Here is a 26087-nt window from a genome sequence, read left to right as displayed (position 1 = left end):
TTCGGATATGCTGGAATCATGCGAGAGAATGAGAAACGACGCCGTATCGTCGGCAGTGCGTTGTTGCTGCTGACATCCCTGATCTGGGGATTCGCCTTCGTCAGCCAAGTGCAGGGCATGCAATCGGTTTCCCCGATGTTCTTCAATGCGATCCGATTCACCTTGGGCGCCGTGTCGCTGGCGCCCGTGCTTGTCGTGATGTCAAGGATTCAGGCGGGGCGAGCGGCAACGCGGCAGTCCCCGAAAGCCAGCCGCGGCACTGTAGCGGTATGGTCCGCGGTGTGCGGGCTGATTTTGTGGGCCGGCGCCACCTCGCAGCAATACGGGATCCAATTGAGCATGTCCGCCGGGCATTCCGGATTCGTGACCGCCTTGTATATCGTGCTGGTTCCGGTGCTCGGTCTCCTGTTCCTGCATCGGCGGATCCACATGCTCACCGTACTGGCGATTATTGTGTCGATAGTCGGGTTCTATCTGCTGTGCGTCACGGACACGATCCGCGGCATCGGGGTGGGCGATCTGGTGCTGCTGGCGAGCGCGGTGTTGTATGCCACGCATATTCTCGTCATTGATCGGGTGGGCGGCAGGCTCAATCCGATTGCATTGTCGCTTGGCCAGTATCTGGTGGTCTCGCTGCTCAGCTGGGTGTCGACATTGGTGTTACACCAGGTGGATTGGCAGGGTGCGCTGGCCTGTGCGGGCGCGCTCGCGTACGCGGGCATCATGTCGGTGGGCGTCGCATACACGCTGCAGGTGGTCGGGCAGCGGGTTGTTCCACCATCGCAGGCCTCGATGATTATGTCGTTGGAATCGTTCTTCTCAGCTGTCGGCGGAGCGCTGATCTTGCATGAGACGATGTCGGGACGCGGATATGTGGGCTGCGCCATGATTTTCCTCGGCACGATTCTCGCCCAAATCGATCCGGAACATCTGATCAGACGATTTTCTCCAGATGATTCCCAGCAAAAGACCATAGAATAATCGCAAGAAAGGAGCAATCATGACCTACGATCAGCAGCCCCAGAATCCTTCACCTCAACACATCCAATACCAGGCCGACGGACAGGGACAGCCGCAGTATAGCCAGCCACAGTACGGCCAACCGACCGCGCAGCCACAGGCCGTCTACTATCAGTCCCCTGCCGGCGCCGGCGCGAGCGCAGAATATGCAGCCCCAGCTTCGGCCATTCCCGCCCAGGTCGCGTCAGTCACCGAACATGCGGAACGGACCTCAATGATCCGCACCTACGCCGAAATGACTGCCGGTCTCGCGGTAACAGCCGTGGTGGCGGTGCTCACTCAGACCTTCGGACTGCTCAACAGCTTCCTGGCGGCCACCGGCAGCCTAGGTTGGATCGGTCTGATGCTCGTGCAGATTGTCATGGCCATCGCCATCGGCAATCGTGCGATGAATCTCAAGGCGGGGGCCGCACGCGTCCTGTTCTACCTATATGCCGCGTTGATGGGCTTCACGTTGAGCTCGATTTTCATGATCTACGACCTTGGCTCAATCGGAACGGTTCTTGCGCTGTGCACCGGGTTCTTCTTCGTGCTGACCATGCTGTCGCTGACCATGCGTTCCAGTCTGTTGAAAGCCGGTCCCATTCTTCTGGCCGCGCTCATCACTTTGATCGTCGGTGAATTCGTCATCATGCTCGTCGCTCCGGGTTCGACTGGAATCATGCTGATTTCAGCAATCGGCGTGCTCATCTTCGCCGGGCTGACCATGTACGACGCACAGAAAACCCGTGTCCTGTTCGCACAGTACGCCGGACAGCCTGAAGCAATCAAGAGCCTGTCAATCGTATGCGCGTTGAATCTGTATCTTGATTTCGTGAATATGTTCCTGTATCTACTGCGTCTGTTCGGAAGCCGCGACTGAGCGGATTGCTGTGCTGTGCGGTGCATACGCCGCACAGCACGTCTGATGATTATCGCATTCAGGCCCGCTCCCCTCATCAGGGACCGGGCCTGAATCATATGTCATGTGCGCATGCGTCAGCGCGTCGAGACGAAGGTCGGGAACACCTCGTCGATTACCGCCGCCCCCTTTTCCTGAGCGGACTGCGCATAATCGAAACGCAACGTGAGTATCGACTGCTGGGTGACGATCTCCTTCACATATGTGATGGTGCCGTTCTCCGCATAACTGCACACATGATGTCGCCGGACAGCAGATGGTAGGACACGCTGTGCCCGGAAGCGCAGGCGGAGTATTCGCTCGAGACCGTGGCGCCGGTCGTATTCGATGCGCCGGAAACCTTGATGGTCATGCCGATTGAATCGTCGGTGAAGGTTCGTGTCGCGCCGTTATCGGTTTCCTCATGCCAGACGTAGCCGTCGGGGATGGACACCCGGTACCCCATCGCATCATTCGTGTACACGCCCGCCGGAGACGGTGTGGCAGCTGCGGATGGTGATGACGACGAAGCCGATGCCGATGCGTCAGCCAACGGAGATGCAGACGCTGAGGCGCTGGCTGTGGCGTTCGCAGACGGTTGGGTCGCCGATGTGCCATGATGGCGTGTCAGCGCAAACACGATACTCGCGCACACCAACAGCGCGACAACGACCACGATGATAATCGCGGTGCGCGCCGGAGTTGTGGCTTTGCCTGTTGCGGGCGATTCCGCCGGACGTGCGGCCTTGACTCGGCTGTTTGCCGCATTCCGGTTTGTCTGCGGTGCTTCGCCGTTGGGCCGGTAGGCAGGCTGATTCGCGTCGGCGGGGATGGCGACGGTCGCTTCATTGTCGCCTGTGGGCTCCTCAGTGACAGGAAGCTGCCCGGTGGTGTCGGCTTCGTCAGACGGCAACGGCTCTTCCGCGCGTGCCTCTCCCTCGCCGGATTGCTCGAATGCAAACGGGAACTCATTCGTGGACTCGTAAATCGCCGCGGTGCGTTCCGTCATTTCAGCCGGCGGGATATTGTACGGCAACGGGCCGGTTTCCGTACCGATGGCATCGCGGTCGATGACCTGGGTCGGTTCGTCGCTGTCGGATTCCTGTGTGTCGGGCACCTGCGTGTCGGAGTATAGGACATCAGACGACGCGTCGAATGACGGTGCGTCGGATGGGGTTTCAACCCGCTCATCCGATGTCAGGGCACCATCCGGTTGCGCGGGTTGCGCTGCTGACATCTGTTCGATTGACGGGCATTGCGCCGAGACGGACGAAGAGGATTCCTCATCGTCTGGCGTATGACCGCTGTCCGGGGAAATCTTCCGATTCTCCTCGGTTTGTTCGGTTTCCATGGCCTCAGTGGATTGCGAGGATTGGGGTTGTTCGGAAGTCCCGGAAACCCTGGAGTTTTCCATCACTTCCGACTCTTCCGGTTGTTCGGAAACTTCCGGTTGTTCCGTAATTTCCGATTGCTCCGAGGCTTCCGCGGTGTCGGGGTTTCCCGCAAGGTCCGGGGTCTGCACGGTTTGCGGGTTCGTGTCTGCACTGTCCTGTGCAGCCGGCTCCTCCCCGCCTCCCGTATCGTCATCGTTCAAGTCCTGAACGGTATCCGGGGTATCACCCGTGCCGGGTATGTCGTTGTCGCCGGAAGCTTCGGATACATCATCGGCCGCGTTGTCAGCCTCGTCTGGGGATTGCGCAACCGGCTGATGGTCGGATTGCTGTTGCGACGACGTTGTGGATTGCTCTTCGGCATTGTCGGTGTTCAGACTCCAGATTCCTTCCGGCAACGACGGGATTCCCCACGTATCCGACGCCCAATCGAGCGCGAAATGGTAGTCCTTCTTCGCGGCTTCGGTCTGTGCAGGCTCCGCAGCCGACGTATCGACTTCCCCTGAGGCGGACAACCCCTGCCCCGCGCAATCTGACGATTGGCCATTTTCGCGTGCATCCCCCTGAGCGTTCCCCGAAGCGGCATCCGAATGCGCTCCATCAACCGTCCCGACGGCGCTCTGTGCGGCACCCGGACGCGTTTTGGCGTGCGGAATGACCGAATGGGCGGACGCGGCGAGCGCGGCGAGATCAGCCGACCCGTTGATGGCGGCCATCTGCGCCTGCTGGATGTATTCACGCCGCGAAATCGGGCGCGTAGGTTGTTCTTGGGCGTCATACGACGACGCAGGCTGCATGCGGCGCGGAATCGCCTGTGTCGGCGTGTCGGATCCGCGAGGGTCCGGGCCTTCGAGCGTACCACCGCAATTCATGCAGATATCCCCGTCGTAAAAGACCTCAGAACCGCAATGCGGGCAATATCGTATGACGCTCATCTGCTCAATGTCCCTCCGCAACCATCATCATCAATCGCTTCCAACCCTAGCCCATGCCGTGCCTTTGGACGCCACGGAATCTGAAGTCGGCACAGATTCGCCGCACACCGCCGCGGGCGACCTGGCGAAAACGGGATTCGGGGGCTCAGCCACGCATACGGTATTGCTTCCAGATATCAGCCAAGCTGGTGCCGTCACTGCGTTTCCACACGTTGAGCCCTTGGCTGCCGCCGCCTACCGCGCGGGCGGCCGCGGTCGGTGTGGTGTACTCCTCGCCGTTTTCCAGACGCATTGTGCCTTGCGGAGTGATTTCCGCTTTCCACAGTTCGCCTTTGCGCGGCCGTTTCCATTCCAGCTGTTCGCCTGCGGTCAACAGCCCGGCGCGCAATACCGCGGCGATGGTCACCCGGCGTGAAGTCCTCACTCGCGGTTCGTCAGGCTCATCGGCCACATGCTGATTGGGCTGTGTGGACGCCGGCAGGATTTCCTGATGGTCATACGGAATCCGCCAGTATTGGGCGATGAGCTCAACGGTCTCCTGTTGGCGGCCGGCAAGCGTCTGCGGCGTACAGGTGACGATGTCTTCCAGCTGGCGGGTCAGCGGGAAGCGTTTGGACGCGCTCATGGTGAGCATCCGGTCGCGGCGTTCGCGGAAGGATGTCACGTGTTCCAATTTCGTGTTGTTCGTCTGGCTCAGCGCCATATTGCCCAGCCGGCCCGACCAGTACTCCAAGTCAGCTTGGGTCCATCCGTCCTCCAACTGGTCTTGGCCCGTCGGCTCGGGCATGATCCGCACGGCTTGCAGGCTGCGTGGCCGGACGATGGCAAAACCGTTGCTCTGCTCGTTCGCACGGATAAGCAGCAGACGCGGCAACGATGGGTCGTTGGGCATTTCGCCGCGCAGACGGATCAGCGCGCGGCGGGCAGAAGACTGGTCGATAGTCAGGCCGGGTATGGCGTTTGGCGCCATGCCCTTGTCCAAATCGCGGACGGTTGTCGCGGCACGGCGACGACGGTCGAGTGATGTGGCCCGATTGAGGCAGTCCACTCCCCAGGCGCGTTCGGTCGCCCGCAGTATCTGCAGCAGACGGTCCACGTCGTGCAGTTCGGGCGCGGTCTCGTTGTCGGCACCGCCACGAGGCTTCGCATGTGCTGACGATGGGCGGAACACGACGGCGTCGCTGTCGCCCAGATTGCGAATGGAATGAACCAATGCCCACATCGCGATTGGTTTCCAGTCATCATTCGGATAATCACGCAACGCGACAATCGCTGCAATGACATCTGCGGGCAGCAGCGTATCCGTCGGCCGTTCCAGCACACGCCATGCGCGCACGTACGGCGACAGGATGTCATCGATGAAACCGGGAACCGACGTGTTACCTTTGTCGCCGCCGTTGATGCATGGGTCAAGCACGTCTTGTAGGAACTGGTCGATCAGACGTGAGCATTCCACTTTCCGGGAGACAATCAGATGGAGATCCCTGAAGAAACTCTCGCAGGATACCGGGTCGTCTCCGAGCGGGTCCATAATGTCGTCCCAACGCGCGGCGTACAGATCGCGTCGTGGCTCGTCAATCGCGGCGACGGCCTTGGCTTTGAACACGTCAGACACCGTCAGCGGCATGCCGCGCATATTCATCACGTCAAATACGCGATGGGCGCCTTGCAGATCATCCGTGGAGACGATGACCAGCGTCACCATGTTGACCATGTAGGAGGCCAGCGTACGCCGCTCTTCAGGTTTCATACCGGCTAACGCGTCATAGGCGGCTTGCGCATTGTCGTGGATGTTGCGCTGCGCGTTCGTTTCCATATCCATATCGCGCAGGTCGAACAGGGATTCGAGATTGCCTTCCTGCACGTAGGATGCGAAGAATGAGGCGTCCCGTTCGCGCAGTGTGAGTCTGGGGGCAGTGTCGATATGCCGTAGCCGGTCGCCCGGATCGATGATGAGATTCGTCAGATCGCGCGAAAGAGCCGGGTCGTCTTCGAGTTCGCGCATGGCGGCGATGATGATGGTCAGGGAGACCAGGCGCTGCTGGCCGTCGATTACCTCGTATGCGTTGCCCTCGTCGTGGACGAGGATGAGCGAACCAAGGAAGTATGGGGTGTTCGGGGTCTGTGATGCTGAACGGATATCGTCGAGCAGCTGAAGCACGTTGCCCGGGCGCCAGGAATATGCCCGTTGGAATGATGGGATGGACAGACGATAATCCGATGTGAATACTCTGCCCAGCGGCTCTTCCGACGCGCTGATTGCCATGGTGCCTCCCCTTGCCGCGCTTGTGCGGCGTTGTCTCTTGTTGCGATTCTACGCCATCCCTCAGGTGGCGGAAAACCGGTGAAAGCGTGACGGGCCGCGGCCAGCCGCCATGAGGTGGCAAGGTCGCGGCCCGTCTGGAATCCGTGCGACTCAGGCCCGCTTGCCGGCCATGAGGTTACGCAACACGTATTGCAGGATGCCACCGTTGCGGTAGTAATCCGCTTCACCGGGGGTGTCGATGCGTACGGTCGCGTCGAACTCAATCTTGGTGCCGTCGCCCTTGGTGGCGGTCACGTGGACGGTGTGCGGGATTTCACCGGTGTTGAGCTGGTCGATGCCTTCGATGTCGAAGGTTTCTGTGCCGTTCAAGCCCAGTGATTCCGCGGATTCGCCTTCAGGGAACTGCAGCGGAAGCACACCCATGCCGATCAGGTTGGAGCGGTGGATGCGCTCGAAGCTGCGGGTGATGACCGCACGTACACCGAGCATGACCGTGCCCTTGGCAGCCCAGTCGCGGGACGAACCGGTGCCGTATTCCTTGCCGGCGAGCACGACGAGCGGCACGCCCGCCTTGCGGTAGTCGAGCGAGGCGTCGAAGATCGTGGACGGCTTGCCTGTCAGGAAATCATACGTGTATCCGCCGGGGGTGACCTCTTCGCCAACGGAGGCGAGCAGCTGGTTGCGCAGACGGATGTTACCGAAGGTGCCGCGCACCATGACCTCATGATTGCCGCGGCGGGAACCGTAGGAGTTGAAGTTCTTCGGTTCGACGCCGTGCTCGACCAGGTATTTGCCTGCCGGGCTGGACGCCTTGAACGCACCTGCCGGGGAGATGTGGTCGGTGGTCACCGAATCGCCGAGCAACGCCAACACGCGGGCGCCGTGGATATCCTCCACCGGGGCAGGCGTGGCGCCCATGCCGTCGAAGAAGGTCTGCCGACGCACATAGGTGGAATCAGGATCCCAGGAGAACAGTTCGCCCTTCGGCACGTCGAGACCCTGCCAGCGGGAATCGCCGTCGAAGACGCTCGCATAATCCTTGACGAACATCTCACGGGAGACGGTCTCGTCGACCACGCGCTGGACGTCCTCGTTGCTCGGCCAGATGTCACGAAGGAACACGTCGTTGCCGTCCGCGTCCTGGCCCAGCGGCTGGGTTTCGAAGTCGAAGTCCATGGTGCCGGCGAGCGCGTAGGCAATCACCAGCGGCGGGGAGGCGAGGTAGTTCATCTTGACGTCGGGGCTGATGCGGCCTTCGAAGTTGCGGTTGCCGGACAGCACGGCGGTGACGGTCAGGTCGTTGTCGTTGATGGCCTTGGAGATTTCGGGCAGCAGAGGACCGGAGTTGCCGATGCAGGTGGCGCAACCGAAGCCGACGAGCTGGTAGCCCAGAGCGTCGAGGTCGTTCTGGAGGCCGGCTTTCTTGAGGTAGTCGGCCACGACTTGGGAGCCCGGGGCGAGGGAGGTCTTGACCCACGGCTTGGGCTTGAGGCCTTTGGCGTGGGCATTGCGTGCAATCAGGCCGGCGGCGATCATAACCGACGGGTTCGATGTGTTGGTGCAGCTGGTGATGGAGGCGATGGCGACATCGCCGTTCTTCACGTCGAAATCGCCACGGAAGTCGGTGCTCACCGGGATCGGCTGCTGCACGGTCTTGTCGGTTTCATACGCGGGCAGCGTGTCTTCGAAGGTCTTCTTCGCGGTGGCGAGGGTGATGCGGTCCTGCGGGCGCTTCGGGCCGGCGATGCTCGGCACAACGGAACCGAGGTCGAGTTCCATGTATTCCGAATACTGCGGTTCGACATACTGCGGGTCCTTGGTGTCGCCCCACAGGCGGTTCGCCTTCGCGTAGGCTTTGACGAGTTCGACCTGTTCCTCGCTGCGACCGGTCAGGCGCAGATAGTCGAGCGTCACGTCGTCAATCGGGAAGATACCGCAGGTGGAGCCGAATTCAGGGCTCATATTGCCGATGGTCGCACGGTTGGCGAGCGGAACGGAGGCGACGCCCTCACCGTAGAATTCAACGAACTTGCCGACCACGCCGTGCTTGCGGAGCATGTCGGTGATGGTGAGCACCACGTCGGTCGCGGTGACGCCTTCGGGGATGGAGCCGGTGAGCTTGAACCCGACCACGCGCGGCACGAGCATGGAGATGGGCTGGCCGAGCATCGCGGCTTCGGCTTCGATGCCGCCGACACCCCAGCCGAGCACGCCGAGACCGTTGACGGTGGTGGTGTGCGAATCCGTGCCTACGCAGGAGTCAAGGTATGCGAGCTTACGGCCGTCACCCAAACCGGAATCTTTGCTCATCACGACTTTGGCGAGGTATTCGATGTTGACTTGGTGGATGATGCCGGTCCCCGGAGGCACCACGCGGAAATTCCTGAACGCCTGCTGGCCCCAGCGCAGGAACTGGTAGCGTTCCCCGTTGCGCTGGTATTCGATGTCCATGTTCTGCTGCAGCGCGTCGGCGACACCGTACTTGTCGATCTGCACGGAATGGTCGATGATCATGTCCGCCGGCACCTGGGGGTTGATGACTTCGGGGTCGCCGCCCAAATCCTTGACTGCGTCACGCATGGTGGCCAGATCGACGATGCAGGGGACGCCGGTGAAATCCTGCATGACCACGCGCGACGGCGTGAACTGGATTTCGTGGCTCGGTTCCGCCTGCGGATCCCAGTCGAGCAACGCCTTGACATGCTCGTCGGTGATGTTCTTGCCGTCGATGTTGCGGACGAGATTCTCGACGAGCACCTTGAGCGAGTACGGCAGATGCTCAACACCAGGCAAATCTGCGATGTTGACGTAGTCGAATGTGGTGTCGCCCACGGTCAGTGTGGACAGTTGACTGTCTTTGAATGACATGCTACCTCCGAGCCGGCGAATGCCAGATGGTTGAATTCGGTATGGATGCCGATTAGTGCTTTCCCCTGTATTGTATCGTGACGCGGTTTCAACTCTGGCGTGTCTGCCTGTTATGTGAGAAAATGCGCGCGAACACGCGGCTCGCGAGTTGGCAGAGCACGAATATCGCAGCCGATGCGACCAGCGCGACAAGAAGCACAACCAGCGCGCTCCCCTGCGGCAGATGCAGCGCAAAGAAGTCAGCGACCGGCGGGATGCACAGGCCGATGACCCCTGCGGCCGCGAAGACCGCGACAAGAACCCCTCGCCAGGAAGCCAATGGCCTTGCCACGAGGGCAAGCACCAGCACTCCGAGCGTGAAGACGATCATCGCGCAGCAGGAACGCTGCAATGCGAGGTCCGCCGGTACGGACAGGTTCCATCCAAGCACGCCCGGCATCGCGGCTTCGGCGATCAGCACGGACAACCCCACCGCGATGCCGCCGGGCAACGCGAAACGCACGACACGCCCCAAAAATCCGGGGATGTAACGTCTCGTATTGGGGGCGAGCGCAAGGATGAACGCAGGCATGCCGATGGTCAAGGCGCCGATATAGGAGATGTGCCGCGGCAGGTACGGGAAAGGCATCGCCAACAGGACGACGCCGAGAGAAATGAGCGCGGAGTAAACGGTTTTGGTCAGGAACAGGCTCGCGACCCGCTCCATATTGGCCATGACCTGGCGGCCACGTGCCACGACGTCAGGCAAATGGGAGAATTTCGAGTCGACCAGTACGAGTTCGGCGACCGCCTTCGTGGCTGGCGCGGCATTGCCCATCGCGACCCCGAGATCGGCTTCTTTGAGCGCCAACGTATCGTTGACACCGTCGCCAGTCATCGCGACCACATGCCGTGAGGCGTGCAGCGCCTTGACGATGGCCTGCTTTTGTTCAGGCAGCACGCGACCGACCACGTCAATGCCTTCCAGCGCACGGGAGAGTTCATCGATATCTTGGGGCAGGTCGTGGGCGTCAACGGCTACCGGCTCACGCTCACCGGTCAGTTTCACCTTCGCGGCAATCGCACGCACGGTAGTCGGGTTGTCGCCGGAGATGACGCGGCAACGCACCCCTTGGTCGCGGAACCAGCGCAAGGTCACCTCGGCGTCCGTCCTAATACGTTCACTACACAGCAGCAGGGCAGCTGGCCGAGCATCAGACGGCAGAACCGGGTTGTCCGCGAACATGGTGGGACTCTGGCCTTGTACAAGTTGCGCGCGGGCGATCAGGAGCACACGATGGCCTTGAGCGGCTTCGGTTTGGACGCGTTGGAGCACCGGGGCAAACAGAGCTTCTGTTGCCGACGCATCTCTGTCCGCCTGCCGTGCGGCGTCAACGAACCCGCGAGCGAGAACTTCCGGCGCACCCATAACCCATACGCTGCGGTCGTCGCGCACGATAGCGCTCCACTTGCGGGCGGACGAGAAAGGTACGCGCGCGGCGACCGTACCCGGGTGCACGCCTTGTGAGGCGAACAGCTCCATGGCCGCTCTGCCGGTGGCGTTCGGATTCTCCTCGTTGCACAGGTCGTAGGTGGCTTGCATGGCTTCGTCATGGTCCAGCCCTGCATGCCCCCAATCGTCGGCTGTTGCAGGAATCAGTGCGTCAGCCTCGATGCCACCATCGGTAATGGTCCCGGTCTTGTCCAGATTCAGGCAGTCCACACGGGCAAGCGTTTCCACGGATTCGAGATCCTGCACGAGCGTGTTGTGCCGCGCCAGACGCATGGCTGCGATGGCGAAGTTGAGCGAAGTGAGCAATACCAAGCCTTCGGGAATCATGCCAACGACGCCGGCCACCGCCGAGACGACCGCCTGACGCCATGCCCCGGTCGCGATCGCGTTGCCAAGCCCGCCGACCGTATGCAACTGCGACCAGATCAGCAGGATGCACAACGGCACCACCACGAAGGACATGACCTGCAGAATCGTATTGATACCGCGGCTCAGATCGGACAGATTGCGTTTGTAGACTTTCGCCTGCGCGGTGAGCCCCGCCGCATAGCTGTGCTCCCCGACCGCCTCCACTTGGGCGAGCGCCATGCCGGAGACCGCGGTGGACCCGGAATAGATAGCATCGCCTTCCTTCTTGCGCACCGTCCGTGATTCGCCGGTGAGCATGGACTCGTCAAGCTCAAGTCCCCACGTGTGCAGGATCTTGGCATCGGCCGGTACCTGCTCCCCCGCGCGGACCCACACCAAATCCCCCAGCACGATGTCTGCTGGCGCGACCTCGATATCTTTGCCGCCACGGCGCACCAGCACAGGCGAGGCGACCAGGATCGACAGGCGGTCGAGCGTCACCTTCGCCCGCAGTTCAGTGACGATGCCGATACCGGTGTTGATGATGATGACCAGTCCGAACACCGCGTCCTTCCATGACCCGGTGAGCAGCACGACCACCATCGCGGTAAGGATAATCGCGTTGAACAAAGTGAACACGTTCGCGCGGATGATTGAGCCCACCGAACGGGACGTGCTCTCGTCCGTACGGTTGGTCTGGCCTTGTTCCACACGGGTTTGCACGGCCTCATCACCAAGGCCGCGCTCATCCACAAGTGGCATGCCCGCGCTTGCAACCTTCCCCTGAGTCGCCGCCATACCAGCCTCCTTCATATCCGCCGAGTCCGCATCCCACGTCTCGGCACCACCGCGTTCATCCCACGATAGCAGCGCGACACGCCGCATATCACCAGTTCAGCTTCCGGGATGGAGCCGCGCGGCAAACAGCGAAGTAATCAGCCCGCAGACCTGTCGTTGCACGCCGGTCAGCCCGGAACGCGGCGTCACGCCCGAGAACCGTCTGGAGAAGTCCATGCCGAGCTCCGCGGTCGGCACACCAGCCGGCACCACGCCTTGCGAAACAAGCGACGTGCCGAAACCCGCGGCAAGACACGCACAAATCGACGCGTTGCCGGATATCTCGATGCGATGCGCCGGCTGAATCGAACGCTGGGAAAAGAACAGATCCGTGTAGTAGCGCACACCCGACCCATGCTCACGCAACAGCCACACCGTCGCCGGGTTCTCCGGGTCATGCGCATGCTCCCCCGCCAGCACCAGCCGGTCATCGCACAGGGCGGTACGGACAACACCCTCCGCTGGCACCGGCTTCTCCACGATACCCATCTGCGCCCGATGCAATTCCACCGCTTCGACAATCTCATCAGAATTCGCAGTTATCACACGCAAATCCACACGCTCCAGCGCGCCCTGTGCCCGCAAGCCCCCGAGAATACGCGGCAGCAGCGCCACCGCGGCGGTGTTGGACATCATGAGCAGGAACGGGTCGTGCGCCTGCCCCGCCCGATTGACATCCTCCTGCGTCTGCCGCCATTGCGCAAGAAGCTTCACAGCGGAACGGTAGAGTGTCTCCCCCGCGCGCGTCGCAGTCACATCGGCACGCGCATGACGTTCAAACAATGGTGTTCCCAACCGTTGCTCCAGCTGCGCGATCCGAGCCGAAACCGTCGACTGCGAGACGCGCAACTCGTCGGCCGCAATCGAGAACTGCCCGGTCTCATACACCGCCACAAACGTTTCAAGCAAAGGGAACACACAGGTATTATCCCACTGAGCGCTACCCCATTGAATACTATCCCGTTGGATAAAGGAGCCGTATCCCGGAAAATCCGGAACACGGCTCCGTATCAATCAATGACGTCTAATTCACACCATGGCGGGCAAGCACATCCTGCCGATGGATCACAACGCCCCGCACGCCTTGAGCAGCTTCTCGACCTCGGTGCCCTGTACCTTCTTGAGCAGTTCACGCAGGGCGAGACGATCTTTGAGCGGCAGGTCCATTTCGGTGAGTTTCTTGCCGTCGGCGAGTTTGACCGTCGCGGTCAGCAGGTCACGCACGTCGAAGACGCTGCCCCATACTTCCGGCACGCCACGGTCGACATTGCACAGCGTGTACACCGCTTCCATGCCGGTGCGGATCGAATACTCCGTGGTGAACACGGTGTCGCGCGGCGTTTCGGCGTACTGGCCGACGAAGGCGAGATTCACGGAGCCGTCGGGCACGACCTTCGGCCGGTCCCCGTCGCGACGCGGTTCGAAGAAGCTCGTCACATACGGCATCATCGCGGCGGTCGTGTTGCATGCCTCGCTCGCCAACTGCTTGATTCTGTCCTGCGGGATGCCGATATGGTACAGCCATTCCTCGCACAGTTCCTCGCCGGTGCATTGCGCCATCGGCTTCTTGACGAAATCGCCGTTGTCATGCCAGCAGTTGAGGCCGTACACCCAGATCAGGCAGTGGTCGGACGGCTGGTCGGGGAACTGGCCTTGCCGGTTGATGGTCCACGACAGCAGCCAGCTCGAATCCCTGGCGGTCACGATACCGCCGGTCACAATCTTGCCGGACAGCGGGTCGCGGTGGCAGATCGCTTCGATTGCGTCGAGCACCTCCTTGTTGGACGTGTCGACCGTCCACGATTCCCAGCTGGTTTCCTCGATGTCCTTGAAGAACTTCTCAGGGTGTCCGAAATCCGGGGATTGGGCGGCGATCCTCCTCCATAGTTCGACCGACGGCCCTTCGCCGTTCTTGATGGACACGACCGGCGCATGTGTCTGGTCGCCGTACGCGGTGCAATCGCCCTGCGAGCCGTTGGTGACGAACACGAGGTCGTTATCGGTCAGGTCGATGCTCTTGGCCTCGCCGCCCTGCGTGTATTCGATGCGGCGGGCCGCTTTGCGGCTGCGCGTCACCTCGCACACCACGTTGGTCACATTCGTGTCATACAGCACCTTCGCCCCGGCGTCCGTGATGTACTTGACCATCGGGCGGATCATGGAATCATACTGGTTGTAGCGGGTGAAACGCAGTGCGGACAAATCGGGCAATCCGTCGATGTGATGGATGTAACGCTGCATATAGCGCTTCATCTCGATGGCGCTGTGCCATTTCTCGAACGCGAACATCGTCTGCCAGTACACCCAGAAGTTCGTCTTGTAGAAATCGTCGTCGAACACGTCATCGATGGTCTTGTCGGCGAGCTCTTCGTCCGTGGCCATGAACAGGTGCAGCAGCTCCTGCGTCGCCTTCGGGTTCATCCCGTACTTCTTGTCGGTGTGCGCGTCCTGACCTTGCTTCTCGGTGACGCGACACAGGGAGAAGTTCGGGTCGTGCTTGTTGAGCTTGTAGTATTCGGAGAAAATCGTCTCTCCGGGGTTCTGGATGGACGGGATGGAACGGAACAGGTCCCACATGACCTCGAAATGGTTGTCCATCTCACGGCCGCCGCGCATGATGTAGCCGCGTGTCGCATCGTAGATGCCGTCGCAGGAGCCGCCGGCCACCGGCAGGGATTCGAAGACCGTGATATGGTCGCCGGGCATCTGGGCGTCGCGGATCAGGTAGCATGCCGCCGACAGGCCGGCAAGACCGGACCCGACGATATACGCGTACTTGTCGTCGATGCCCTCAGGTTTCTCCGGGGTCGCGAAGGCTTCATAGTTTCCAGCCGAGTAGTACATGATGACTCCTTTGCCGTCATTTCGTCCACCGGTCTCACAGCAGGCTTGGAGCCTTTGCGAAACCGAGTCTCAACGTCGAGGCGAGCACCATTATAGGATCGGTTCGAGGGAAAAACCATCGACAATCGGCGGGAACATGTCCAATTGTGTGAAAGCCGTTTCGCGACATCGCGTCGCTGGGAATCGCGCGGGAATGCGTGTACCGCACATCCCGCGCTTCTCAATCAGAACATCAGCTTCGCGACAACAAACGCGCCGCCCGCCAGCAGGATCGAGGCAAAGAAGCTGGCGAGCACCGCCATGCGGCCGCGGCTTGCGATCGCCTTGAAATCGACGTTCATGCCCAGGGCTGCCATCGCCATGCCCAGCACCAGATAGGCCGCCTTGACCAAGATGTCCGTGAACTGTGCAACGAAGGGCAGGTACGTACCGGCGATCGACGCAACGAGGAAGCCAAGCATGAACCACGGGATCGGCACCTTGCGCGGGCCGTCACCGGGCTGGGTGTGTCTGCGGGCCCACCATGCGCCGATAATCATGGCTGTCGGAGCAAGCATCAGCACCCGGGAGAGTTTCATGATGATCGCCGCGTCCATGCCCGCGTCCCCCGCAGAACCTCCGACCGCGACCGCATGGGCGATTTCGTGGAGCGAGGCGCCGCCCATCGTGCCGAATTGCGCATCAGACAACCCCAGGAACGGGCGCAACGCGATTTCCGCGAGCGCGAATACCGTACCCATAACAGCTACGGTCGCCACCGCCATGACTTCGTCATCGCGTCCGCGTTTCTCTTCGTCTTTCGGCATGGTGATGGAACCAGACAGCCCCATGACGGCCGCGGCACCGCAAATACCTGTGCCGCCCGCGGTGAGGATGGCGAGATGCTCGTCGACGCCGAGTTTTCTGGCGATGAGATAGGTGACGGCGATGGTGAGTGTGACGATGATCGCTGCCACCGCAATGGTTTTGACCCCGGTGGCGAACAGCACGTCGAGATTGAGTTTGAAACCGAGCAGGATGATGCCCAGCCGCAGCAGTTTGTTGGAAATCAGTGCCGCGGCGTTACCGATGCCTTCCGCACGCTTGGCGGCGGCGTGGGCGAGCCATGCGTGCATCGGGATCTGTACAAGCATACCGATGATCAGTGCGATGATGAGCGCGCCGAACAGGCTGAACACCGGCAGGCCGGCCATCAGGGACCCGATGATGGACGCAGCGCAGGTTACGAGCGCGACAAGCAGCATCTCTCGGGTGCATATGCGAGAGCGTAATGATGTGAGTGTGGTCGTGATTCTTGTCATGTTGTCATCTTCGCCGATGCCAAAGTATCAATCAAATGCGTGTCTTCAATGGCTGGTATCGGGTTTCCCGATATTATCGGCAGGAGCGGCGAGGATACGGACAAGGGCGAGGGGTTGTGGACGATACTTGGATTCCATACATCACGTATCGATGGGCGAAACGAATGTATGGCAAGGCCACTGTGACGGCAAGGCTCATAGGCAACCGAGGCGCGGCGACCAATCGTCGGATTCCGCCATTGCCCTGCCTGCTCTCGCCGGCGCGAGACGCCTGGGCGCCCCTATTCCCCCCACACCCGCGATTTCAGCGGTTGCAGGAGACCGCCAGCGTCACTTCAGCCAATCCGCATGGTCGCCGGGTGCGGGTTGTCATTGATGATGGCGGACAGCGCCGCATCCAAGCCAACCGTGGACGAGCTGACATCCGCATCACTGTCTGCGGGCTTCGTGCCCATGCGCAGCACCGCCGCGTACAACGTGGTGTCCTGCGGCGGATTGGAGGGGTCGAGCAGGGCGACCGGAATGCCCGCGTTGCGCGCTTCGTTTAAGGCATCGTGCCACGATGACGCTGTCGCATCCGTGACGTCGAGCGCGTTAATGAGGATCACCGACACGCGTTGGGACGCCCAGTCGCGTACAGCCTGCTGGGCGGCTTGCGTCGCATCGGCGTTGTCGGTTGTGGAAGCGAACCGGGCGTCGAGCTTTGCCTTGGCAAGATCATTGAGCACCGCGGTATCGGCGACCGGCGGATTGCCCAATGCCCCGACCACACCGATGACGATATCTTGCCTGTCCACGCTGTCATGGGAAACATTGCTCGACGAATCATGCGAATTGCCTACGGCCACGCCGCGCGGAGTGCAACCAGCGAGCGCACCGGTCATGCACAGGACAACCGCCAGGACGCATGCAGCCGTGTTCCGTCGCACAGATCGCTGGTGTCGCAGAAGGTGAGTCATGCATCTCATCCTAATCAACGGTGGTCACGAGGGGTCGCCCCCGCCGCTGACTGTGGGTGCGGTCGGCGGCAACAAGGGTGGGCGGCGTCTACTGTCCGATGGCGATGATGGTTTTGTTTTGCCTTTGGATTTGCCTTGTTTCACTTTGGCGAGTGCCTCGTTGACCTGCTCGAGCATGTAGACCGTGTCGATGGAGGTTTCCAGCGGATGGTCTTTGTCGAACAGCCTGCCGATTTGCTCGAGCTGGCGCCCGTCCTCATGTACGAACAGGAAGTCATAGGTCTGGCCTTTCGCCGCCGCCATGCGGTCGTATTTGCGGCCGGCGATGGAGAACAGCAGGCGCTTCCATGCGGGCATGCCGCTGCGCTTGGCGAACCGGCCGTTGGGCATGCCGCGCAGGGAGACCAGGCTGCCGCCTTCTTTGAGCACCTTGAATTCGTTCGGCAGCTCGCGGTCGCCCAAGGTGTCGAGTACATGGTCGACGTTGGAGAGCACGTCGACGTAGTGCTCTTTCTTGTAGTCGATGAACCGTTCGGCGCCGAGCTGGCGCACCCGCTCCTCGTTGCTGCTGCTGCCGTTGGTGTAGACGTGCAGGCCGAGGCTTTTGGCCACGGGGATCGCCATGGCGCCGAGGCTGCCGGTGCCGCCGGAGATGAACACGGACTCGCCCGCCTTGACGTGCATGACGTCGAAGGCTTGCATGGCGGTGAGCGCTGTAAGCGGGATCGTGGCGGCCTGCTCGTATGAGAGGTATTCGGGGATCGTCGCGAGTGCGGATTCCTCTACTGCCGCGTATTGTGCGAAGGCACCGATCTTCTTGAGGGGCATTCTGCCGTAGACCCGGTCGCCTGCCGTGAACCGGGTGACGTTCCTACCGGTTTTCTCGACGATTCCGGCGAATTCGTTGCCCATGACCAGCGGCGTCTTGTAGGGGGTGATGAGTTTGACTTCACCGCGGATGATCATGTTGTCGAGCGGGTTGACCGCCGCGGCCATGATTTTGACCAGCACTTCCGTGTCGCCGGGCTCCGGGACGGGGATGTCGCGGATCTCGAGGTCGGTGCCGTGTTTGGCGTAATGCGTGAGGATGGCTGCTTTCATGAGGGTCTCCGTACGTTTGTCGGCGTTGTGCCGTTCGCCGTGGTTGTCATGGGTTGAATGGGGCGTGCAGGCGGTTGATGGTTATTCTCGCGCGTCGGCGGCGCCAGTTCGGCTTGAATGGTTTGCCGCGTCCTGACGAGAATCGGCTTGGCCGGTCCGTGCCATGTAGGCGCGCATGTCGCTGATGCAGTCGGCGAGGGTCATGCCTTGGAGCCGGTGGTTCACGTCATCGTCCATCTGCTGGAACATGCCTCCCAGCACCGGACGAATGTTGTGCCCGACGATGCATGCGTCGTTGGGATTGTGGTGCAGGTCGAACAGATGCACGGAATCCGTGTCCATCACTGCCCGGTAGATGTCGAGCAGCGTGATGTCGCCTGGCTGCCTGACCAGCCGGAATCCGCTGATGCCACGTCTGCCTTCGATGATGCCCGCCTTGTTCAGGCGTGCGGTCAGTTTGCGGATGTAGCTGGGGTTGGTGCCTACGCTCACGGCGATCTGTTCGGAATTGACCGGCGTTGCGGATTGCGAGATCAGGATCAGCGCATGGATCGCGGACGAGAATCTGGTGTCCATCACTCCCCCTTTCCTTTGCATCATCCCGTTGTGCGGAGTTCAGTATTACGCGGTTCAGATGTCGCGGTTCGCTTCATTCGCCGGATATGCAAACGTCCGCAATCATCACCGCCGGCAACCATCTGTAATTGTATCTGATACTGATACTTTAACAGACGGCAAGACAGGCGTCAACGGTTCAGACGCTATGGCTGTCCAAAAAGTCGGTCAGCCTGTCGAGCGCCTTACGTGCAGTGGGGTCGTTCCTTTCTTCCGCGACAAAGCAATGCGGCATTTTGCGCCCCTCCTCTTTCAGCGGATCGACGAGTTCATTCACCACTCCGGCTTGGCCCAGCGCACGACACGCCCGGTTTCTAATCAAGACGTGGACGCATGAATTCGAATCCGACCCCGATTCGCAACCGTGGACCATGTTCGAAAGCCTGTTTTGCCACATGAAGAAGCACCAGGCGTTTTACGAAGTCATCCACACGACAGGGCGGGACAACGTCCTGCGAACATCGTTGCGAGAGAAAATCGGATTGACGCAAGAACTCGCGAACGAGGAAGCCTACCGGAAAGCGTTTTCCGCCGACGGAATCAGCGGATGGATCGAGGAATGGATCGAACGAGGCATGCCAGAAACACCCGGCGAGCTGAACGAATCACTGAGACGCTATGTTGACGACGTGCTCTCCAACCTCAACCAACTATTCGTCCGACCATGACCTTGCCTGGCGTGGAGGCCATTCGGCCAACGACACATGGCCTCCACACAGCGCACTACCGGCGTCCGCACCCGCTGAGCGCGTGGACGCTCTCGTCAATCGGGACATGCGTCGCGGATCGTCCACTGATATACTCTCGCCGCACCCGGCGCGAGCCGCCGGTACCTGCTTGGCATCCAGAATCATGCGCTGGGCGCGCCGTAGTGCTGCTCGATTGCACATTTACCAAGTGTTTTCTTCCACGGTCTCCTGTGCCCGTTACCAGCGGGATTCCACTGTATCTGGTCTTGGGTATTCGAGGCAGCGGCAATCTTGTCGGGGTTGTCCTTCTTTAGTACTTGACCAGTCGCCGAATCATACACGTAGTAGACACTCAGATTGTTGCTATTGGTCGTATACATCCGGTAGGTGTTGCCAGTTCCAGTTGTTGTGTAGCACAGCGACACGCCCGGGGAAAGCGTAACCTGCGTGTCAGTAGGGGTTATTTTGCTACTGTAGGCATATTTGACGTTGCCCGCTATCGTGTGTTTCTGTCCCTTGGGGTTTGCTCCAACCATGAAATTCGGAGGCAGCGTACCGCCGAGTTCAACGCTTGCATTCTCGATGGAGTCTGTTGCGTGCTTCAGATCAGACTCGGCGGCGCTGTTCCATGCCGCTACGCGCACTTGCTGATAAATCGGCACGCTGATTGATGCAAGAATGCCAATGATGATCACGACAACAAGCAACTCAATGAGAGTAAAACCCGATTGTCCCGAGGCACGCCGCCTCAGGGACCGATACACACCACGCATGGCTTCACCTCTCTTTCTTCCTGCAAACCCACCATTGGGTCTGTGGAATAAGCCATCGGAGTCAAGTACTTGCTTGCACGCTCCGATGCGTGTTCTTCATCAGCATCATTACTGATGACTATGTGCTCATTATATAACGGTTTTCAGAATCCCGCAGCCGCCTTCACAAATGGCCAGGCCCGCCTGCCCTGCCGCGGTGTCAACGAATGCAGTCTACCCGTCCCACGATGCGATGACATCGCCGCCTGGATTGCCCAACTGCCAGAAAGCATCGGAAAACACCCCGCCGACGGCCGGCTTCAAGGCAGAAAGAAGCTTTGGACATTGATACCGAAAGTCCTACACCTGCAACATACTCCAGACGCATTCCAGCAAAGTCAACGCCAGAACGATATTGATCATTCGGTAATGCCTGACATAGAACTTCTGTATCAGGTCGCAACCCACCGTTTCCGATACATGAGCAAAACGACAATGGACGCCACTGCCACAATACATATCGCAATGACAACATACTCAATTTTCAACGCTGCCCCTTACATTGTTCAATGATCGAATACAGTAAATGTTGCGAAGAGATGAAGTTTTCCGGCGTTGACAGTTATCTTACAGCCGCAACCCCCCGACATCTAACTGGCAATCAATGCTCACGCTTGTTGAACTGATTTGTGCTTCGATAAGATACCGCGAATCGCTCCGTCTGCTGATGCCAGACATGCCCAAGTGCCCGGTAACCGCAATGATACTCGACTTTCACTACTTTTCCTTGCTCTTTTCCTTCGCCCCGCTCAAGCAACGCCACCGTCTCAACGTGGCACGATACCTTCTGATTGATGTCAGGTTTTGCGCCCGTTCGCGGAAACATATCCTATCAAAACGGAAACAGGTCCACACCTCTGACATTGCGCATTCGCAGATGCAAACAGATGCAATCTGTGGCAAAATTGACATCCATATCACGGTCTTGACCATTGAAGTCTACTATCATATCTTTAAAACTTGTTTTGCTTTTGCATTAACAAATTGAATAATTGGACCTGAAATGATAACTGTAACAATCGTGCATACACCAAACTTTCCACCAAGCAAAACACCTGTAACAACAACCAAAATATCCAATGCCATTCGAACAAATTTAATCTGCCAGTGATTTTTTTCTGCTAAAGCAAAAGTGACTGCCTCATAGGAGCCTCTACCAAGGGATGCCGACGCGTATAGTCCTGTTCCGACAGCAAACAAAACCACCCCTAACAACATAATTAAAAAATTGATCCACTTATAGGTACTGTAAATATGGCAGTTAGCAAACAAATCTACACAGGCACTGTATACAATCTGGTACAACACAGTTCCTATATGAATCTGACTTTTATCGTAAATGAGCGCAAACAAAATCATTCCCAATGCTACAACAAAAGATGCTGCCCCAATGCTTATGTGAAATGTTCTTGCAAGCCCCTGCCACAGCACCGCAAGCGTAGCTCCGCCAAATCCAGCATACAGTGCAAGTGTAATTCCATAAGCCGCAATCATAGAACCCATTACAAGGATTGCCAATTTCTTTAATGTTTTGTTATCGTTATTTTTCATTTACCTTTAATTCAAGTACTTCCGTGCGGGCATAATGTCCGATTGCATCATGCTCCATTTTGCAGGCGTCAGGCAAATTCATATCAAGTTCTGCGTAAATGATAGTTTCTTCACCCCAGACAGGTTTTGTCAAACAATGCCCATATGGATCATAAAATGCAGCTTACTCCTCTGCACACAAGTCCTGAAAGTTCAGATGCGATATTATACTCCTGCAGATCAGAAGGGTATGAACTGTGCCTGACAATCATATCAGCATTGATAAAGAAACATTTTCCTTCGATTGCAATATACTGAACTTACATGCTAATAATTCACCCCTCGTATAATTTTCTTTGTATTTAAGGCATCTGAAATCTATATCACCGTATATCCGGCGTTTAATAATACAGCCAATGATTTTTCAAAATCAGCATCTTTCACTAAAATATAATCTGTGTTGTATGTAGATACCGCAAAAATTCCAATTTTATTATCTGCAAGTATTCCAGACAACTTTGAAAGAATGCCAATAAGTGAAAAATCCAAAATCCCTTGAATACGGAAACCACGCCACCCATCTTCACGTTCTATTGTGTTTTCAGGAACGTCATTTGTTTCACACACAAGAGATATTTCTTCATCTGTTTTACCAATGAAGTAGAATTCCTTGCTTAAATCTATATCATCAATATTCTTGACTTTACATACCGTTAGCAGCCGCTCTAATTTATGTAATACCAGCAAATTACCCTCCTCCACAAATTCCGATTTGTATAACCGCCCTTAACATCTAATCCACTGTCTCAAATCGTGACATCTAATCCAAGGTTACAACCTGACACACATTTTGCAGTGGATATGTTTCCATATAAGAACACCGAGCTTTTCAGAAGTCTGACTTCAAATCCAAACCTCCGAAAAGCCCGGAAATATGCCGCTTTCAGGCACTCGACTTTATTTCCTTGACATCAACGCTACCGTCTCAACATGCCCCGAGACAGTTGAAAACATAATCACGCTGCCTGACTGTTTGCGGGAACATGTCAATAATTCGCCTCTGTTTGCGGAAACATATCTAAAACTCAGGCATCAAATGAGGAAACATATCTAAAGGAATCAAGGCGACAAACTGGAAGTTATCGATCTGACTTTAATAATGCATAGATGCTCACATCGCAGACGCCCTGATTATTTACAGCCGCGCTTCTTAGGGTACCTTCATACTTCATTCCGCATTTTTTCATAACCAGTCCTGAATGAGGATTATTTACATCGTGTTTTGCCTGGACGCGATTCGCACCGACCTGATCGAACATAAAATTAATTACTGCACTCAATGCTTCCGAAGTTATTCCACGGTTCCACCACGGTCTGCCAATGCAGTAACCGATTTCTGCCATCTGCGTTTTTTCATTGATTGATACAACAGATATTGAACCAATCGGTTCGTTGAGATTTTTCGGCACAATTGCCCACTGATAAAAGTCCGGTTTTTCATAGGACGCAGTCCATTCATTCAATATATGAATTGCGGTATCCAAACTGGTATAAGCAGGCCATGTCAGAAACTTTGTAACCTCTTTGTCTGATGCCCAATTCTGAAACATGGCCTCTGCATCTTCGACCATAAATTCTCTTAACAACAGCCTTTTCGTTTCTATCGTATAGGTTCCACAATGATTCATGTCTAATCCTCTAACTTCCGATTTATATCTCGGAATACATATCTTGTCTTCTTCCAAGTGGCTTTGAAATCAGTAGCAATGATATCCATTTCTCGTTAGCACAATTTTGTTACTTAGTATATCATGTTTGGAATTCGTAAAAAAAGAAAAGCCGTCCCACAGTCACACCAGACCAACTTTCACATTTTTTCTAAAAGAAAACGCGGCACCAGCCTATCTTCTCAGAAAGACGGATGCCGCAGAAATTGCTTAAACACGGGCTTTGCCAGCCCTCTTTCAATTTGTTCTTGTTAGCAGAGCCACTGTCTCAACATGGTGGGTCATCGGGTAAATGTCGTAAGCGCGGATATCTGCGAGACGATAGCCAAGCTCACCGACAAGTGTGGCGGTATCGCGGGCGAGGCTCGTCGGATCGCAGGCGATGTAGATAACCGCTTTCGCACCGCTTTCGGCGATCTGACGGCACACCGCCGCCTTCGCACCGGCACGCGGCGGGTCAAGCACAACAACATCAGGATGAGCCAAGTCGCTGGGGACATGCTGCAACGTGCGACGAACATCGCCAACACGGGCGTCCACGGAACTGATCTGGCAATGCCGCAGATTATACTGGGCGTTGCGCACCGCGGTGCGTCCGCCCTCGATACTGAGCATGCGGGTGCGCTCCGCGGCAAGCATACTCAGCGGCAACGTGAACAACCCGGAGCCGGAATACAAATCCCACAACACAGCCTGCTTACGGCCATCAAGCGTCTGCCGAACCAAGTCCACCACATGATTGGCAAGCATCACCGGAGCCATGCGATGCACCTGCCAGAAACCATTCGCATCCACACGATAATCGAAGGTTCCGCCGGCAACCGTCACAGATTCGCGCACATGCTTCGACCCCGACCGCAATGCGCCGTCAACCAGTACGGCGTAATTGTTGCCGACCGCTTTCAGCAACGCCTGCGAATCTGCATGAGTGGTGTCGATGCTACGTGGTTCCGGCACAGATAGTCTGATCTGAGAACCAGGCTCAAAACCGCCATCCCAGATGTGTTCCTCGTCCGCCACCGCAAGCAGCGCACGAGATGCAAGCGGCATGGTGTCAATCGGGACCCGCACATGCGAGCCTCGCCGGCGCATGGACGGCATACCATGCTCATCGGCGATCATCTCAATGCGTGTACGCCAATTCAGCCCGCCGAGTTCAACATCGTGATCGGCACGTTCAACCGGCACAGGATCACACTCGACATGCCCCATGCGACGCATCTGGTCGGTAATCACCGCGGACTTCCAAGCAAGCTGCCCCGGCAAACTCACATGCACCAAGTCCGCTCCCCCGACGCCACCGCCCTGCGCCAGCGGCCCTGCCAACTGCCAGACAGGTTCGACACGATCCGGGCTTGCTTCAAGCACCTCCACCACTTCGCCGGTCCAGAACCGGTCATCACGGTCATGCGGCTCATCAAGTTCGACGCGCACCAACTCCCCCGGAAGCGCGAACCTGACGAACACCACACGGCCATCGATATGGCCGACACAGCGACCCTGATCGGCATACCGTTCGATACGCACTTCTACCTGCATGTTTCCTATCACTTTCCTACCTGCCAACAGCCGGGCGGTGTACGCGCCGGCCAATCAAGCGGCCCGGACATCGACATGCCGACCGCAACTTGCTGGTGCAACAACCTAGCACAATCTGGTGCCCAGAACACGATAATGGCGGATGATGCGCACACCCTGCACACCATCCGCCATATGACATCATCAGCCGCGTTCCGCTGTCAGATCCCCACTGTCCGCTGATTGCCGTTGTACCGCACGCTCAAGTTCACGATGTCGATGCATCGGCGTGGCGACAATCAAATACGATACCCAAATCGCCAAAGCCCAGAACGGAATGCCCATCAGCAGACGAGCCGTACCCAGCCACGCCACCCGGTCAGACAGATACAGCGGAACCTGCACGAACAGCCGGAGCGCGAACACACCCGCCCACAACGCGGTTATCGTCATATACGCGCGTTTGAGCGGTTTGTCGTCCATCCAACCGCGGAACCAATCGCGGAAATGCTCAGTCGGCAACGACCGGATGAACTCGACCACCAGCCCAAGCCCCGGCACCCGTGCAATCAACGAGATGCCCAGCAGCACGATATACACGGCATTCGTGATGAAGCCGAACATATAGTAATTGCGCGCCTCATGACTGTGCCACGCCCACACCAGGCAGATTGCGACCGACACCAATCCGCTCAACGCGCCCATCACAGACTGGCGTTGGATGAGCCGTGCCACCACTTGCACCGCGGCCAACACCGCGGACACCAACACCGTCGCGCGAAGATCGGACGTGATCACAAACATCACGACGAAGACGAAGCCCGGCAGCATCGATTCCACGACGCCACGCGGACCGCCTATGGCATCAATGACGGAAAAATCACCATCCCCGGCTTGGGTGAGCGCGGCGACGCCGGTACGCGGTTTGCGGTTCGAGGCCGAATCCGGCATGGT

Annotated in this window: 21 protein-coding genes; 3 read left to right on the top strand and 18 right to left on the bottom strand. The window is 58.2% G+C overall.

What is annotated here, in order from left to right; translation table 11 throughout:
* Positions 1-18 precede the first annotated feature (18 nt).
* A complete protein-coding gene (locus CQR48_RS03475; protein ID WP_101452027.1) occupies positions 19-981 on the top strand; it encodes a DMT family transporter in 963 nt (320 codons plus the stop codon).
* 19 nt (positions 982-1000) lie between these two features.
* Positions 1001-1882, top strand: a complete 882-nt coding sequence (locus CQR48_RS03470) for a Bax inhibitor-1/YccA family protein (protein ID WP_101452026.1) — start codon at positions 1001-1003, stop codon at positions 1880-1882.
* A gap of 116 nt (positions 1883-1998) precedes the next feature.
* Here CQR48_RS03470 and CQR48_RS09395 read toward each other — a convergent pair whose 3' ends face one another.
* The 12 genes from CQR48_RS09395 to CQR48_RS09120 all read right to left on the bottom strand — a co-directional run bounded on the left by CQR48_RS09395 (position 1999) and on the right by CQR48_RS09120 (position 19134).
* Positions 1999-2121, bottom strand: a complete 123-nt coding sequence (locus CQR48_RS09395) for a hypothetical protein (protein WP_272867204.1) — start codon at positions 2119-2121, stop codon at positions 1999-2001.
* Positions 2118-4226 (bottom strand): hypothetical protein, encoded by a 2109-nt coding sequence (locus CQR48_RS03465; RefSeq protein WP_101452025.1) that lies wholly within the window; start codon positions 4224-4226, stop codon positions 2118-2120. Before CQR48_RS03465 ends, CQR48_RS09395 begins: the two co-directional genes overlap by 4 nt.
* Before the next feature lie 145 nt (positions 4227-4371).
* Positions 4372-6492 (bottom strand): GmrSD restriction endonuclease domain-containing protein, encoded by a 2121-nt coding sequence (locus CQR48_RS03460; RefSeq protein WP_101452024.1) that lies wholly within the window; start codon positions 6490-6492, stop codon positions 4372-4374.
* Between the two features lie 150 nt (positions 6493-6642).
* Complete coding sequence (acnA, locus tag CQR48_RS03455; protein WP_101452023.1) at positions 6643-9360, bottom strand: aconitate hydratase AcnA; 2718 nt, start codon at positions 9358-9360, stop codon at positions 6643-6645.
* Between the two features lie 88 nt (positions 9361-9448).
* On the bottom strand, positions 9449-11998 hold the full coding sequence (locus CQR48_RS03450; protein WP_101452190.1) for an HAD-IC family P-type ATPase: 2550 nt from the start codon (positions 11996-11998) through the stop codon (positions 9449-9451).
* 96 nt (positions 11999-12094) lie between these two features.
* Entirely contained in the window at positions 12095-12955 is an 861-nt protein-coding gene (locus tag CQR48_RS03445) for a LysR family transcriptional regulator (RefSeq protein ID WP_101452022.1), read from the bottom strand.
* A gap of 147 nt (positions 12956-13102) precedes the next feature.
* Positions 13103-14881: an oleate hydratase gene (locus tag CQR48_RS03440; RefSeq protein ID WP_015450234.1), complete on the bottom strand. Its 1779-nt coding sequence runs from the start codon at positions 14879-14881 to the stop codon at positions 13103-13105.
* A gap of 224 nt (positions 14882-15105) precedes the next feature.
* On the bottom strand, positions 15106-16182 hold the full coding sequence (locus CQR48_RS03435; RefSeq protein ID WP_244898926.1) for a YeiH family protein: 1077 nt from the start codon (positions 16180-16182) through the stop codon (positions 15106-15108).
* 335 nt (positions 16183-16517) lie between these two features.
* Positions 16518-16979 carry a sugar ABC transporter substrate-binding protein gene (locus tag CQR48_RS03430; protein ID WP_143252468.1) on the bottom strand — a complete coding sequence of 154 codons (462 nt, stop codon included), beginning with the start codon at positions 16977-16979 and terminating at the stop codon, positions 16518-16520.
* 186 nt (positions 16980-17165) lie between these two features.
* Positions 17166-18242 (bottom strand): NADP-dependent oxidoreductase, encoded by a 1077-nt coding sequence (locus tag CQR48_RS03425; protein WP_101452019.1) that lies wholly within the window; start codon positions 18240-18242, stop codon positions 17166-17168.
* Between the two features lie 81 nt (positions 18243-18323).
* Entirely contained in the window at positions 18324-18818 is a 495-nt protein-coding gene (locus CQR48_RS03420) for an Rrf2 family transcriptional regulator (protein WP_101452018.1), read from the bottom strand.
* Between the two features lie 178 nt (positions 18819-18996).
* Positions 18997-19134 (bottom strand): hypothetical protein, encoded by a 138-nt coding sequence (locus CQR48_RS09120; RefSeq protein ID WP_180334526.1) that lies wholly within the window; start codon positions 19132-19134, stop codon positions 18997-18999.
* A 94-nt stretch (positions 19135-19228) separates the two neighbouring features.
* Between CQR48_RS09120 and CQR48_RS03410 the strand changes: the two genes are divergently transcribed.
* Positions 19229-19525 carry a TetR-like C-terminal domain-containing protein gene (locus tag CQR48_RS03410; RefSeq protein ID WP_101452016.1) on the top strand — a complete coding sequence of 99 codons (297 nt, stop codon included), beginning with the start codon at positions 19229-19231 and terminating at the stop codon, positions 19523-19525.
* Positions 19526-19707: 182 nt separating this feature from the next.
* Here CQR48_RS03410 and CQR48_RS09390 read toward each other — a convergent pair whose 3' ends face one another.
* From CQR48_RS09390 to CQR48_RS03370, 6 genes are all read right to left on the bottom strand, one after another.
* Positions 19708-20319, bottom strand: a complete 612-nt coding sequence (locus CQR48_RS09390; RefSeq protein ID WP_101452015.1) for a type IV pilin protein — start codon at positions 20317-20319, stop codon at positions 19708-19710.
* 984 nt (positions 20320-21303) lie between these two features.
* Positions 21304-21909 carry a YczE/YyaS/YitT family protein gene (locus tag CQR48_RS03395; RefSeq protein ID WP_101452014.1) on the bottom strand — a complete coding sequence of 202 codons (606 nt, stop codon included), beginning with the start codon at positions 21907-21909 and terminating at the stop codon, positions 21304-21306.
* Positions 21910-22266: 357 nt separating this feature from the next.
* Complete coding sequence (locus CQR48_RS03385; RefSeq protein ID WP_218971660.1) at positions 22267-22635, bottom strand: ACT domain-containing protein; 369 nt, start codon at positions 22633-22635, stop codon at positions 22267-22269.
* 392 nt (positions 22636-23027) lie between these two features.
* Positions 23028-23576 (bottom strand): GNAT family N-acetyltransferase, encoded by a 549-nt coding sequence (locus CQR48_RS03380; RefSeq protein WP_015450220.1) that lies wholly within the window; start codon positions 23574-23576, stop codon positions 23028-23030.
* A 276-nt stretch (positions 23577-23852) separates the two neighbouring features.
* Complete coding sequence (locus CQR48_RS03375) at positions 23853-25154, bottom strand: class I SAM-dependent RNA methyltransferase (protein WP_101452013.1); 1302 nt, start codon at positions 25152-25154, stop codon at positions 23853-23855.
* 183 nt (positions 25155-25337) lie between these two features.
* Positions 25338-26084, bottom strand: coding sequence for a DUF3159 domain-containing protein (locus CQR48_RS03370; protein ID WP_101452012.1), 747 nt, complete (start codon positions 26082-26084; stop codon positions 25338-25340).
* Between the last annotated feature and the right edge of the window lie 3 nt (positions 26085-26087).

The organism is Bifidobacterium thermophilum (genome assembly GCF_002846655.1).
In the GTDB taxonomy this organism is placed as follows: Bacteria; Actinomycetota; Actinomycetes; order Actinomycetales; family Bifidobacteriaceae; genus Bifidobacterium; species Bifidobacterium thermophilum.
The sequence above is the reverse complement of the archived record's forward strand: the minus strand, read 5'-3'. Positions and strand labels throughout refer to the sequence as shown.